Genomic DNA, 12,954 nt, shown 5'->3' on the forward strand with positions numbered 1-12,954 from the left:
GTTCGTTCTTGACGAAATCTTAGCGGCCCTCTTCCCAAGTCGCTTTGGCCTGATCCACAACGGATTGCGGTGTTCCGATCAGCACGGCTCCGATTTCCGTCATGTCGGCAACTTCGATGGACCAATGCTCGCGCTCGTAGGCGCGTATAGGTTCTTTCTTTTCACCATAACAAAATGTGCCGAGCGCCAGATCGTGACGGATTGTCCTTATGACCTCAAAGCAGGCGTTCGGCCATTTGGACGCTTGCGGTCCGCAGAGACAATTCGGAGCGAAGATGTCGTTCCCGCCGCTGCGGCAAATGACCTGATCTTCGGCGATCGCGCAAATCGCATACGCCACTCTCACCGGGTAGCCCATCACAACTTCGATCACTTCTGTCGGCTCAATGCGTTCGACCGCCACGTTCCCGTCTTCCAACGCCTCGCGCCACTGAGGAAGATAGACGTCGCGCCGCCACTCTTCATGCTTTTGCCTATTTTGCCTGTTCATTCTTCTGGAAATAATCGTGAGATATAAGTATGCCAGGAGAGCGATGGCGGCCCAGCTCGTGAGTGTGGGAATATGCGGGTGCGTATGGATCGCGCACGTCACCAAAATCACGGGAATGATCGCCCATACGAATACGAGACTACTGCGGCTTCGGACTCTACGACTAGGGCCGCCCTCCGCCAGAAGCTCTGCAATCCTTTCGCGTTCGGCGGCGTTCATCGGGCGGACTTGCTGGCTGTACATGAGTGGCGTCTATTCCCCGGATCCCGCGCTTTGCACGGAGCCGGAGCCGGAAATATTGGATTGTGTCTGCGACGGGTGGCCGGAGTAGGTGACGCTGCCGGAACCGGAGACCTGAGCGTTCAGGGATTGCGTGGCGCTGACGGATGCATTGCCGGAGCCGCTGATGTGGATTGTGGTGTTGGACGATTTCAGGGCGTCGGCTTGGATGTCGCAGGAGCCAGAGCAAGCGAGGTCCAGTGTATTCGTCGTGCCAGCGAGCGTGATTTCGCCAGAGCCGGAGCTGTCGATTTTGAAGGCGTCATTGTTGATGTCGGCGACATTGACATCGCTTGACCCGGAGGTCGTGATCTGGCTGATATCTGGCGCCGCGATCATGACCTTGATTGGATTGTTCGTGGAATAAGACCCGTCTGTGCGGATATATAGCGTATGATCGCGCACTTCCGTGTGCACCATGGGAAGAAGATTGCTGTCGCCAGAGACGGAGACGCTTTGTTGTTTCTGGCACGCGACGTCCACGTCCACGGAGCCGGAAACGTCAATTGCGTCGAACGAATCGCATTTGCGCTGGACGGTGCATGTTGCCTTGTCTCCGATGATGGTAATCGATCCTCCACTGCCGAAGGTGGTGACGCTATTTCCGTTGGTGGATATGACGGTATTGCCGCCCACCGCATGCGCGACCGCCGAACCGAAGCCGACTGCCCATCCGAAACAAAATATAATCAGTACAAGAAACACAAACGCGACAGGATGGATTTTCAAGGGAGCCTTCTTAATGATACAGACACGAAATGGGTTACGGAGACGTTTCTGCGCAACACGATACAACACAATTATGCGGGTGACGATGGCTCGTCGCCCTGGCTTCAGCGGCATGTGGCGGTCTGGTCTAGGATAATCAGCGCAAGCAGCTCCTCCTTCGTAAACTCCGCCTAATCCTCAATCTGCAACATCCGTGTGGCTTGACAGCCCTCCGCCAGGAGTCTACCCGAAGATTGTGACGTAATTTCGAGCCTGGGAATCTGGAGCCAAATTTTGGACCCGCCGGGGGTATAGTGATCTTCCTAACGATCGCGCTACCTAAGAACCCAACAAACGGAGAGTTTCGCATGACGACTGTTGTTTCGCCCCCCGCCTCTTTGAAGAGATCCCTCGCGATCCCGAATACGAACGATGGGAGCGCAGCGGCTCCCGCTCTGCGGATTGGCATGAACTCCGGAACGACCTGGCGACTGCCCGACTTCAGCGCTGCGCCCCGGGGAACGGAGGCGGAAGTTCTGCGCGGCATTCGCGACGCCGGCTTCGCTTCTTTCCAGGGCGGCAATCCGGATATCACGCGCTCGGCGGGCCTTGTTCCCACCGGCGGCGGGCGCGTCAACGCCGTCGGCGAAGCAGGACCGCTCGCCCGCAGCCTGCGCGAGCAGGGCTGTGACTGTGCAACCCTGCATGTGGGCTGGGGATTTGAAGATGACGATCAGATCGACCGCATCGTCGAAGACATTCTCGCCGCCTCCGTGCAAGAGCAGTTCCCGCTTTACATTGAAACGCACCGCGCGACAATCACCCAGGATCTCTGGCGAACCGTCAAGCTCGTCGAGCGCTTTCCGGAGATTCGATTCAACGGCGATTTCTCCCACTGGTACACCGGACTGGAAATGGTGTATGGCGACTTCGAGAAAAAACTGGAGTTCATCGCGCCCGTCTTCGCCCGCGTCCGCTTCCTGCACGGGCGCATCGGCAACCCCGGCTGCATGCAAGTGGCCGTCCACGGCGCGAACGACCCCGCGCCTTACGTCGCCCATTTCCGAGAGATGTGGACGCGGAGCATGATGGGCTTCCTGCGCGGCGCCGCGCCCGGCGACTACCTCACCTTTGCCCCAGAACTGCTGATCCCCGACGTCTACTACGCCCGCACCTTTCCCAACGCTTCCGGTCAACTGGTTGAGGAATGCGACCGCTGGGAGCAAGGGCTCATCTACGCGCAAATCGCAAAGGAGTGCTGGGCGGCGGCGCAGCAGCGTCTGGAATCGGAGACGGCGCAGATATAAGGCGCGCATGGAATCGTGTCTTTAGCACCGTGTGTTAAGAAATCAAATGAACACGGTGCCCGCCCCTCTCCTGATTCTTGTCGAATTCTGGTTGTGGCTCCTCCCAATTCGCCTTGATTACATTACACAGAGATGCTGCGCACAATTATGGCTGGCGGCTTCAGTCGCCAGCCATAATTATTTAGGGTAGTCTGATAGTACAGAATTACAATAATTCGCGTGTGTTGCGCAAATCCCGGATGTACTCTTTGCCCCGGCAGGTGAGCATGAAGCGGCGGCGGTGGGCCTGGGGCAGGGTTTTCCAGTAGGTGACCTGCCAGCTATCGACGGTGTCGTGTTTGGGGTCGCCGAGGAAGTGCGAGTCGTCGAGGCCGCTGTTTTGCAGGTGGCGGTCGATGGTGGGGGCGTCGGCGGCGCAGACGTGCCAGCGTTTGTCGAAGGTCTCGTAGTCGGGGGTGACGGTGATTAGCTGGGACCAATCGGGTTTGGCGTCGGCTTCCCAGAGCTCGCCGCCGCGAGCGGTGAGGCCGACGATTAAGTGGGGGGCGTCGCAGTCGGCGGCGCTTTCCAGCTCCAGGCGGGCAGGGCAGTAGCGGCGCGCGCCGCCGCCCCGGATGTCCATGGCGAAGATGGCGTCGCGGTGCAGGAGGTTGTCGAGCGTCTCCGCAAGGTGAAGATATGCCTCGTCGACTGGGACATCGGGAAGGACGTCGCGCAGCGCCCACGCGGAGTGGCGGTGGCGGACGAGCTGAGCGAGGATAAGCCGCTCGGTTTCGGTGACGGGCGTTTCGGTCAGATCCAGCATCGGTTACCTGCCTTTGTCGTGCGATCCCCAGGCCCAGCCAATGACGGCGAGGCTGCCCACGATTGCTGCGCCGATCGTGGCGATGATGATGGCGGCGGGCGAAGGGCCGATGGAGCGGAACTTCGCCTCGCCGCCGCGAATCTCGATATAGCCGACCGGCCGGGACGTCACGCCGCCCCCGCCTCCTCCGCCCTGTTCGTCGTCGCCCTGACTGCCGCCGCCGAAGCCGAAACCATAGCGGGCTCTGGCGACGGGAACGATCGTGATCCCATCCCGCTCGATGGGATCTCCAAAGACCAGCGACGCTCCCGCGCGGCCGCCGAGGCTTTGCGCAAGCTTGTCAAACAGATGCTCCGCGATGCTGGGTGAAGACGCCTTCGGAGATTCGTCCGTCATGACTGGTCTCCTAATCGTCGGTCGTTCCGGTGACGAACTGGTTGCCGTCGAGGTCGGTGAAGATGATAAACGTGCCCCAGGGCTGCACATCCGGCGCCGTGACTTCGACCCCGTTGTTTTGCAGCAGCTCGTAGTCTTTCTGGATATCGTCGGTCGTGAAAATGATGTTGGAGAAGCCGCCGACGACGTTTGCCGGGCTCTGCGGGAGGGAGAGGACGACGCGCGGGCCGCCGCCGGGCGCGGCCATCTCCAGCCAGCGGCCGCTTTCGCCGAAGGGCGCGTCCGTGGCGACGGTGAAACCGAGCTTATCCCGGTAAAACGCAAGAGCGGCGTCCTGATCGCGGACGTATACGCAGACGAGCTTGACGGAAATGGACATGGAAACGCTCCTGAGTCGATTGGCCGAATTTACTCCCTGGTCTTACGGGATGGAGGCTGGTTGGTCCCCAATGCAATTATACCTGGACAGCTATTCGAACAGGTGCGGAACGAATCGGGAAAGATTATCCGTGATCGGCCCGTCGGATTCGCGGACGCCCATACCGCGCGCCGCGCCGTCGATCACCCAGCTTCCGAGCACCGGACGGTTGCCGTCGAAGTTCGGAATGGCGGCGAGCGCCTGGAAAACATAGCCCTCCTCGCCGTAATTCCCCTCCGAGCGCGTCAGCCCCGTATCGTCCTTAATCGTCACATTCGCGCCCTCGCGGGAGAACAGCGGCTTTTTCACATAGTAGCGCATCTCGCGGGAGCGGCCCAGATGCGCCTCCAGGAGATTGGGATGGTTCGGATAAAGCTCCCAGAGGATCGGCAGGATGCCCTTGCTCGAAAGCAGGAGCTTCCATATCGGCTCGATCCATTGGACCTGGGAGTACGTCGCCAGCGCGTACTGTCCGAATGTCTCGGCGATCAGCCACTCCCACGGGTAGAGCTTGAAGATCGTCCGGATCGGCTGGTTCCGCATATCGACAAAGCGCCGCGCGTTTTTATCCCAGCCGATCTCGTGGATATGGATCCCCTGCGTGATCAGCCCCGCCTCCTGCGCCGTATCGCGCAGCAGCGTGACGGTCATCAAGTCTTCCGTGCTTTTGACATGCGTGAAATGCACGGGCGACCCCAGCAGATATCCGCCGGTCTTCAATTCCGTCCACTTTTCGACCAGCCCCTCCCAGATGGAGTTGAACTGATCGGCGCTGGGGAAGCGCTCTTCCAGCCAGCGCCACTGGACGACGGCGGCCTCCACCAGCGACGTGGGCGTGTCGGCGTTGTACTCCAGCATCTTCGGCGGGGACACGCCGTCGTAGGCCAGATCGAAGCGCCCGTACAGCGACGGCGGCTCGGCCTCCCACGACGCCTTGATCGCGTCGATCGCGGCGGCGGGAACGCCCAGCTCCGCGAATCGATCGTGGTCGATCACGTGCTGCGCGGCCTCCAGGCACATCGCGTGCAGCGCATTCGTCGCGGCTTCGATCTCGTCGATCTGACGTGAGGTGAAGCGATAGTAGGCCGATTCGTTCCAGTACGGCTTGCCGTCGGTGGTGTGATACACCAATCCCAGCGCCTCGACTTTGGAGCGCCAATCGGCGCGGGGCGAGAGGACAATTCGCTGCATGGTTATTCTCCGCCTCCAAAGCCGTGACCGCCGCCGCCGAAAAAGCCGAAGCCGCCGCGCACCACCGATCCCGAAGGCGACACGATCCGCCCGCTGGACGGCGCCGACGCCGAGTAGCCGCGCATGTATCCTCCCGACCGGCTGCCGCCGTAAACCCAGTGCGGGTACCGATAGTATCCCGTCCCGCCGCCGACATACGTGCTCTGGCAAGCGGAATCCGGCAGCACGCGCCCGTCTTGATCGACGCAGTTGCGCTGCGTATCCTGGCCGCAGCCCGTCAGCACGACCGCCGCCGCGATCGCCGAAAGCAGCGCGCCGATGCGGACCCGATCCGGCCGCTCTGTCCGATCAAACTCTGTCATTGTCTATCACGCTCTCCTTATGGTGAGTGTGACAGAGGAGCGCCGAAAAAGTTGCAGGGCGAGACATCTTCATGAATCCGACAAAAATATCGCGATCTGGGTAAACATAAAGTCTACCAATGCGTCTATCCATCTAAGAGTGCGGGATTCCATCGGGGTGGTCTCGCGGCCGAGACGGCGCAGGAGGCAAAGTCATGGGAAAGCATCTGCCGATAATCGCTTCGATTGTCGTTTTCGCGACCGTCGCCGGGACGGTCCCTTCTGAGGGGGCGGCGGCGTCTCTGGGCTATGGCCCGCGCGGCCCAATGAGCATTTATCAGTATCCGCTGATCCGGCTGCCGCGCAATCCGCGAGGGTATCGCAACGGCGTACGCCGGCCCGCGCAGCCGAGTCCGGGCGCGATCAAGCAGTATCGTGGGCAGGAGCTGTTTCAGGCGATCCACGCGAAAGACATCACGGCGGTCGAGACCTTGCTGAAGCAGGGCGCGGACGCCAACGGCAAGGACAACACGGGTGAGACCGCGCTGATCCAGGCCGTCCTGACCGGGAGCGTCGAGATCGTCAACGCGCTGCTCGCGCACGGCGCCGGCGTCAACGGCGTGGATAACGATGGTCATACGCCGCTGATGGCGGCGGCGAAGTACCAGAGCCCCGCGATGCTGGCCCCGCTGCTCGCCAAGGGCGCGGCGGTCAATACCCAGGAGTCCGGCGGCTATACCGCCCTGATTCTCGCCGCCGGCGCCGGCAAGGAGGAGAATATCTCGCCCCTGCTGGACAAGCAGGCGGATGTGAACCTCAAGACGAAAGAAGGCTTTACGGCCCTAATAGTCGCCGCCGGGACCGGCAACGCCCCGATCGCCAAGCTGCTCCTGGACAAAGGCGCCGATCCCAAAGCCGTGGATATCCTGAACAACACGGCGCTGATGGCGAGCGCCCAGGCGGGCGACGCCGCCACTGCGCGCCTGCTGCTCGCCAAGGGCGTCGCCGTCAACGCCGCCGATAAGGACGGCTACACGGCGCTGATGCTCGCGGCCCGCGCCGGCAAGCCCAACCTGGTCTCGCTGCTGATCGACGGCGGGGCGGACGTCAAGCCCAAAAACAAGGACGGCTACACTGCGTTCCTGATGGCCGTGCGCGGCGGCAGCGTTCCCGCCGCCACGGCGCTGCTGGACAAAGGCGCCGATTCTAAGGAAAAGGATTCCGGCGGCAACACCGCCCTGATCCACGCCTCCAAGTACGACCGCCCGGAAATGGTGACATTTCTGATCGACAAGGGCCTGGATGTGAACGCCGCTAACAGCGCCGGCGAGACCCCCTTGATCACCGCCGCCAAATCCGGCTGCCCCGGCGTCATCCCCGTTCTGCTGTCCAACGGCGCCGACGCGAGCGTGAAGGACGCCTCCGGCTCCAGCGCCGCGATGTGGGCGGACAAGATGGGCTACCCGGATATCGTCAAGCTGCTGCCCGCGCATGGGCGGGCGGCGCGGGGGTAAATCGGCAAATCCGCCCAAAACCCCGTAAATTCCCCATAATTTTCCCCTTTCCCTGGAAAAGCGCCTCGCCGCTCCCGAAACTATGGAGTAGCGGCGTTATGCGCCGCACATTCTTTGAGAATGTTCCGTGAGAGGCCAGGAAAATCTTTATTGACTGCTTCACCGAAATGGCAGATGGCGGCCGCGCTGGGGCTCGCCGCGGGATGCAGCCTCATTCCATCGCTGATCGGGCATCCGTCCCCGCTGCTGAGCGCGGGACTCTCGCTCGTCCCGATCGCTTATCTCGGCGCTCAGTTTGGACGAAGCCTCGCTCGCAACCGGGTTCTGGAGCGGGACGTGGCGCTGGCGCACGGCGCGCGGACGCAGCAGGAGACGGCGTATCAGGCGACGGTGCAAAATCTGGCGCTCGCCGTGTCCGCGCGCGATCAGGAAGCCTACGAGCATGTGCTGCGCGTGCAGCGCTTCGCGGTGGCGATCGCCGCGCGGCTGGGGCTGTCCGCCGAGGAGCAGGAGGCTATCGCGGTCTCCGCGCTGCTGCACGATGTCGGCAAGCTGGGCGTCCCGGAATACGTGCTGCTGAAGACCGGGCGGCTGACGCCGGCCGAGTATGAGATCGTCAAAAAGCACTCCGTCATCGGCGCTAACCTCCTGGAGCCGATCCCGTTCCCCTGGCCGGTCGCGCCGGCGGTCAAGCACCATCACGAGCGCATCGACGGCACGGGATATCCCGATGGCCTCGCCGGGGACGAAATCCCGCTGTCGGCGCGTATTCTGGCCGTGGCCGATGTCTACGACGCGCTGACGTCGCGCCGCTCCTACCGCGACGCATGGTCGGAAGAGCGCGCTCGCCAGTATCTTTGCAGCAACTCTGGGCGGCAGTTTGACCACGAGGTCGTGAACGCGTTTCTTCAGGTGGTGCGCGAGCTGGAGCCGGCCCTGGAAGCGGCCGGAAACGCCCCGGCGGCGCATGGCGAGGCCCGGACCGACTTTGGGCAGGCGGCGCGCCAGATCCACCGGATGTCCGTGGAGACCTGGGCGCTGCATGAAGTCGCCCAGGTGCTCGCCAGCAACATGGGGATCGACGCCACCCTGGCGCATATCGTGCAGAAGGTCGAATCGGTCTTTCCCGGCTGCGCCGCTTTGTTTTTGCAGAAGGACGCGCTGGACGGACCGCTTCTGGTGCGTGTCGCCTGCGGCGTCAACCACGCGTATTTTGAGGGGATGCAGGCCAGCGGCGAGGGCGGCGTGACCGACCGGGTCGCCCGGACGAAAAAGGGATACCTGGGCGTCTATCGCTCGGGTGATCTGATCCATCCCGAAGCCGGCGCGTGTCCGGACATGCGGGAATGGGTCTCCCTGAAGAGCGCGCTGGTCGTGCCGGTGGTGGTGGAGGGCGAGCTTCTTGGCGCTCTCAATCTTTACCATCCCGAGGCGGACGCCTTCTCCAGCGGCGACCGGAAATTGCTCACCATGATCGCCGACCGGATCGGGCCGGCGGTCTATAACGGCCTGCTCTTCGAACGCGCGCGCAGCCACGCGCTCACCGACACCCTGACCGGGCTGTACAACATGCGCTACTTCACGAACTATGTGGCGGATCTCTGCGAGCATTGCCAGAGCCTCGCGGGCGAGATCGTCGACGGCGGCGCGGCGGACGACCTGGAGATCGCGGGCGGCGCTGCGATCGAGGCGGCGCCGGAGCGCGCCTATGTCGTGGAGCCCTACAATCCGTTCGGCGCCGCTCCCGCTCCCTGCGCCGCGCCCGTCCTGTCCGTTCCGAAAACCGCCGAACGCCCGCCGTCGCGGCCGGCCGGCGGGCCGCTGACGCGGCGCCTGATCCGCCATGGACAGACGATGGGCTCTTCCGAGGATTCCGAAGGCCAGGAGACGCCGTTCGGCCTCCCCGGCGCCTCTCCGTCCTTCCCGGAGGCCGCTACGAAGCCATTTTCAAAAACACGGCGGCGTGAGTTCGCCCTGCTGTATCTCGATCTGAACAACTTCAAACCGATCAACGACAACTACGGCCATCCCAAAGGGGACCGGGTTCTGCGCGACCTGGCGGGCGTCTTCCGCGAAGCCGTGCGCGAGCCGGACGTGATCGCCCGCTACGGCGGCGATGAATTCGTCGTCGCGCTCCACGGCGCCGACCGGGGCAAGGCCGAGGAGGTCGCGGTCCGTCTGCGCGGCCTGGTGGAGAGCTACGATCCCGGGCTGACGCCCGCGCTTCGGGACGACTTGCATTTGAGCGTGAGCATCGGCGTCAGCTGCTTTCCCGCCGATGGATCCGATTTCGCGGCGCTGCTGTCCTCGGCGGACAAACGAATGTTTCGCGCGAAAGACGAGCACAAGCAGGCCCACGGCCTCTCCGCCGGACGCCGCGCCGCATAAAAACTTCTCTTCGCTTGTAATGCGCCTCGGCCCTGATCTTCAGGGCCGAGGCGCATTTTGTGTTTCTGAGCCTTTCGCAAATTTGAGGCCCCAAATCTCAGGAGAGGAATATCCGTCAAGAAAAACGAACAGAATTTTGTATCCCTGGATTTGTCTCTTACGAAAGCCTAAACCTTGTGACTAACCAAGAAATTGCAGCATCGCGAAAACGCCTCGTTGAGTTGCGGCAAGCGCAAGGCCAGCCGCTTTCGCCGGAGCGCGCCGTTCTGATCGAGGCCTTTCATGAGGTGGAGGCCACCCTGGAGGAGCTAAGCGTTGTCGAGGAGGAGCTGCGTCGGCAGAATGAAGAACTGGCCGACGCGCGCGGCGTGATCGAAGCCGAGCGCCAGCGATATCGTCATTTGTTCGATTTCGCCCCGAACGGTTATCTGGTGACCGACGCCTCGGGGCTGATCCTGGAGGCAAATCATGCGGTCTCCATCATGCTCAATATCGCGCCGCGAAACTTGCAGCGCAAGCCTCTGGCGACCTATCTCAATCTGGGAGACAAGGGTGTCCTTTATCAGCGCTTGAATGCGCTGGAGAGCGGGGAGCAGCGCGTCGATTTCGACGTTCAGGTGACGCCGCGCGGCGGGGCGGCGTTCGATGTGAGCATCGCGGCGTCGCCAGGGCCGCAGGACGCCTTTGGCGCTCCCACCTTTCTCTGGGTGCTTCAGGATATCACCGAACGCAAGCGCATTGCGGCGAAGCTCGCGGCGGGCGCCGCCGAGACGGAGCAGCGCGCCGCGCGGCAAACGACGCAGCTCAGCGCCGCTTACGAACATCCTCGGCGTTTCGCCGAAACGCTCCAGCTCGTCCGGGCGTCCCATCTTCCGATAGACGATCCGGCCTTGCAGCTTTACTCTGGAGCGGAGGCCGCGCCGGAGGAGGCGCAAGCCGGCGGCGTGTTCTCGGACGCCTTTCCGCTGGACGGCCGTGTGGCGCTGCTCGCCGGCGAAGTTGTTGTGGACGACGGGGTCGGAAATGGCCTGGCCGCCGCCGTTTACGCGTCGCACGTTCGGTTCCTTCTGCGTGCGTTTCTCAATCAGGGAATGGATGGGGGCCTCGCGCTCAGTCAGCTCAGCGACTCCATTGAGACCGCCCGGAGCCGGGGCGACTGGAGCGCGAATACCGCCGTCTCGCTGTCGTTGGTCGTCGCCGAAAAGTCCAGTCATCGGATTCAAGTGTTCAGCGCCGGAACCGAGACGTTTCTGCTGCGCCCTTCGGGGGCGGCGGACGCCATTCCCTGCCAGGGCGCGATTCTCGGCGTCTCGCCCGGGGCTCGGTATGAGCCCGTGACGGATACGCTGGCGCACGGGGACATGGCGGTGCTGGCGACGAGCGGATTCACCCAGGCGCGCCGGACCGGGAATCCGCTCGAAATGGAAGGTCTCGCGCGCCTGGCTCAGCAGGCCGTTTCGGATGGGGACGGCCTGGATATAATAGGAAGCGCGATCCAGCGCGGTCTCCGCGAATACGCCGGCGGCCAACTCCACCACGACGCTTGTATACTGATCGCACGACGGGTATAACTCCCGAAAAGAGGGCCCTCATGACGGTGTCCAGTTTTCCTGTGGAAGATACAACGGTCACGCTCCTTCAAGGCGAAATCTGCATGCAGTACACGCGATGCGGAAAAACGACCTGCCGCTGCCGCGAAGGAAGTTTGCACGGCCCTTACTACTACCGTGTGTGGCGAGAAGGCGATGTGGTCCGCAAGGATTACGTGCGTCGTGATCGACTCGCGGAGATGCAGGCCGGCTGCGATGCTTACAAAGCGCTCATGGACCATTTGAAACAGTCCCGCCAGAAGCGCGTCCAGATCGAAAAAAGCATCCGAGGCGAATGGCGCCGGGGCAAGGTTTCGATCGCCGCAAAGGCGGACTGATGCGCCGCCGCGATCTCCAGGGGGCGCGGCGGACTCGCGGCGCCGGGCGTTCCGCGTAAGGAGAGACGCCTTTTGGCGGAAACTATCAATCGAATTATCGTGATCGGAACGTCAGCCGGCGGTGTCGAGGCTCTCACACGTCTTGTCTCCGATCTGCCCGAGGATATGTCCGCCGCCGTTTTTATCGTGCTCCACATCCCCGCCAATAGCTCGGGGGTCTTGCCAAAGCTGCTGGGCAGGACCGCGCGGATGCCGGTGTCCCACCCCCTGGATGGCGACCCGATCCAGGCCGGGCATATCTATGTGGCGCCGCCGGACCATCATCTTTTGCTTCGGTCCGGAACGATCCATGTCAGCAGCGGTCCAAAGGAAAACAGCCATCGGCCGGCGATCGATCCGCTGTTCCGGACGGCGGCCCGCAACTACGGAGCGCGCGTCATCGGCGTCATCCTGACCGGCAATCTCGATGACGGTTCGGCGGGGCTGCTGATGATCAAGCGCCATGGCGGCCTGGCGGTTGTCCAGTCGCCCACCGACGCGCAATTCCCCAGCATGCCGGCAAGCGCCATCGACAGCGTCGATGTGGACTATGTGCAGCCGCTTTCCCAGATCGGTCCGCTGCTGCAATCCCTCGCGAACGCTCCGGCGCCGGTTCCGTCGGATGTCTCGCCGGACACGGAGCTCGACCGGACGCGCGAGGACGACCGGATAGCGTTTGACAGCGAGGCCGATTCCGACGCGCACGCCGCCGCCCGGGACTACGAGGTCGGACGCCCGTCGGTTTACGCCTGTCCCGATTGCCATGGCGTCTTATGGGAGATTCAAGAGGGTGACGTGCTCCGGTACCGGTGCCGCGTCGGGCACGCGTACACCGTGGAAAATCTCCTCAGCGCCCAGGAGCATTCCCTGGAGGACGCGCTTTGGGCGGCCCTGCGTTCGCTGGAGGAGACGTCTTCGCTCGCATGGCGCATGGAGCTGCGCGCGGCGGAGCGCGGGCACGCGCATGGGCGAAAGTATTTCCGCGAGCGGGCGATCGCGGCGGACGCGCGCGCTCTGGTGATCCGCCAGGCGATCGAGCGGAAACTGATCGCGGAACCGGGCGCGCCCAACGACGATATTCCTTATGCCGAGAAGTAAACGGAGCAGTCCTTTGACCTTTGATCAAAACGCGGTCGTCGTGGCGAGGCGCA

General features: G+C 62.9%; 13 protein-coding genes. 6 read left to right on the forward strand and 7 right to left on the reverse strand.

Going from position 1 to position 12,954, the window contains the following annotated elements; translation table 11 throughout:
• Positions 1 to 19: 19 nt before the first annotated feature.
• A complete protein-coding gene (locus tag D5261_RS11155; protein ID WP_125206209.1) occupies positions 20 to 709 on the reverse strand; it encodes a hypothetical protein in 690 nt (229 codons plus the stop codon).
• A 33-nt stretch (positions 710 to 742) separates the two neighbouring features.
• Positions 743 to 1,498, reverse strand: coding sequence for a head GIN domain-containing protein (locus tag D5261_RS11160; RefSeq protein ID WP_165864484.1), 756 nt, complete (start codon positions 1,496 to 1,498; stop codon positions 743 to 745).
• 347 nt (positions 1,499 to 1,845) lie between these two features.
• Between D5261_RS11160 and D5261_RS11165 the strand changes: the two genes are divergently transcribed.
• Positions 1,846 to 2,784, forward strand: coding sequence for a hypothetical protein (locus D5261_RS11165; protein ID WP_119323586.1), 939 nt, complete (start codon positions 1,846 to 1,848; stop codon positions 2,782 to 2,784).
• Between the two features lie 205 nt (positions 2,785 to 2,989).
• Here the strand turns inward: D5261_RS11165 and D5261_RS11170 are convergent, their stop codons facing one another.
• The 5 genes from D5261_RS11170 to D5261_RS11190 form a co-directional block, all read right to left on the reverse strand.
• Positions 2,990 to 3,589 carry a hypothetical protein gene (locus D5261_RS11170; protein ID WP_119323587.1) on the reverse strand — a complete coding sequence of 200 codons (600 nt, stop codon included), beginning with the start codon at positions 3,587 to 3,589 and terminating at the stop codon, positions 2,990 to 2,992.
• Positions 3,590 to 3,592: 3 nt separating this feature from the next.
• Positions 3,593 to 3,985, reverse strand: coding sequence for a spore germination protein GerW family protein (locus tag D5261_RS11175; protein WP_119323588.1), 393 nt, complete (start codon positions 3,983 to 3,985; stop codon positions 3,593 to 3,595).
• 10 nt (positions 3,986 to 3,995) lie between these two features.
• Positions 3,996 to 4,364: a VOC family protein gene (locus tag D5261_RS11180; protein ID WP_119323589.1), complete on the reverse strand. Its 369-nt coding sequence runs from the start codon at positions 4,362 to 4,364 to the stop codon at positions 3,996 to 3,998.
• Between the two features lie 90 nt (positions 4,365 to 4,454).
• The gene (locus D5261_RS11185) at positions 4,455 to 5,594 is read right to left on the reverse strand and encodes a glutathionylspermidine synthase family protein (protein WP_119323590.1); all 1,140 of its coding nucleotides are present in this window, start codon (positions 5,592 to 5,594) and stop codon (positions 4,455 to 4,457) included.
• 2 nt (positions 5,595 to 5,596) lie between these two features.
• A complete protein-coding gene (locus D5261_RS11190) occupies positions 5,597 to 5,956 on the reverse strand; it encodes a hypothetical protein (RefSeq protein WP_119323591.1) in 360 nt (119 codons plus the stop codon).
• A 194-nt stretch (positions 5,957 to 6,150) separates the two neighbouring features.
• Between D5261_RS11190 and D5261_RS11195 the strand changes: the two genes are divergently transcribed.
• From D5261_RS11195 to D5261_RS11215, 5 genes are all read left to right on the forward strand, one after another.
• Positions 6,151 to 7,449 carry an ankyrin repeat domain-containing protein gene (locus D5261_RS11195; RefSeq protein WP_119323592.1) on the forward strand — a complete coding sequence of 433 codons (1,299 nt, stop codon included), beginning with the start codon at positions 6,151 to 6,153 and terminating at the stop codon, positions 7,447 to 7,449.
• Positions 7,450 to 7,599: 150 nt separating this feature from the next.
• Complete coding sequence (locus D5261_RS11200; RefSeq protein ID WP_125206210.1) at positions 7,600 to 9,837, forward strand: diguanylate cyclase; 2,238 nt, start codon at positions 7,600 to 7,602, stop codon at positions 9,835 to 9,837.
• Between the two features lie 176 nt (positions 9,838 to 10,013).
• Positions 10,014 to 11,408 (forward strand): PP2C family protein-serine/threonine phosphatase, encoded by a 1,395-nt coding sequence (locus D5261_RS11205; RefSeq protein ID WP_119323594.1) that lies wholly within the window; start codon positions 10,014 to 10,016, stop codon positions 11,406 to 11,408.
• 20 nt (positions 11,409 to 11,428) lie between these two features.
• Positions 11,429 to 11,764 carry a DUF6788 family protein gene (locus tag D5261_RS11210; RefSeq protein WP_119323595.1) on the forward strand — a complete coding sequence of 112 codons (336 nt, stop codon included), beginning with the start codon at positions 11,429 to 11,431 and terminating at the stop codon, positions 11,762 to 11,764.
• 72 nt (positions 11,765 to 11,836) lie between these two features.
• Positions 11,837 to 12,901: a chemotaxis protein CheB gene (locus tag D5261_RS11215; RefSeq protein ID WP_218025710.1), complete on the forward strand. Its 1,065-nt coding sequence runs from the start codon at positions 11,837 to 11,839 to the stop codon at positions 12,899 to 12,901.
• The last annotated feature ends 53 nt before the right edge of the window (positions 12,902 to 12,954 follow it).

The sequence above is a fragment of the Capsulimonas corticalis genome (assembly GCF_003574315.2).
GTDB lineage: Bacteria > Armatimonadota > Armatimonadia > Armatimonadales > Capsulimonadaceae > Capsulimonas > Capsulimonas corticalis.

Bases quoted from the DNA above. Each gene is read 5' to 3' on its own strand.
- D5261_RS11155 (WP_125206209.1), bottom strand. From the start codon at position 709: ATGAACGCCGCCGAACGCGAAAGGATTGCAGAGCTTCTGGCGGAGGGC.
- D5261_RS11165 (WP_119323586.1), top strand. From the start codon at position 1,846: ATGACGACTGTTGTTTCGCCCCCCGCCTCTTTGAAGAGATCCCTCGCG.
- D5261_RS11170 (WP_119323587.1), bottom strand. From the start codon at position 3,589: ATGCTGGATCTGACCGAAACGCCCGTCACCGAAACCGAGCGGCTTATC.
- D5261_RS11175 (WP_119323588.1), bottom strand. From the start codon at position 3,985: ATGACGGACGAATCTCCGAAGGCGTCTTCACCCAGCATCGCGGAGCAT.
- D5261_RS11180 (WP_119323589.1), bottom strand. From the start codon at position 4,364: ATGTCCATTTCCGTCAAGCTCGTCTGCGTATACGTCCGCGATCAGGAC.
- D5261_RS11185 (WP_119323590.1), bottom strand. From the start codon at position 5,594: ATGCAGCGAATTGTCCTCTCGCCCCGCGCCGATTGGCGCTCCAAAGTC.
- D5261_RS11190 (WP_119323591.1), bottom strand. From the start codon at position 5,956: ATGACAGAGTTTGATCGGACAGAGCGGCCGGATCGGGTCCGCATCGGC.
- D5261_RS11195 (WP_119323592.1), top strand. From the start codon at position 6,151: ATGGGAAAGCATCTGCCGATAATCGCTTCGATTGTCGTTTTCGCGACC.
- D5261_RS11210 (WP_119323595.1), top strand. From the start codon at position 11,429: ATGACGGTGTCCAGTTTTCCTGTGGAAGATACAACGGTCACGCTCCTT.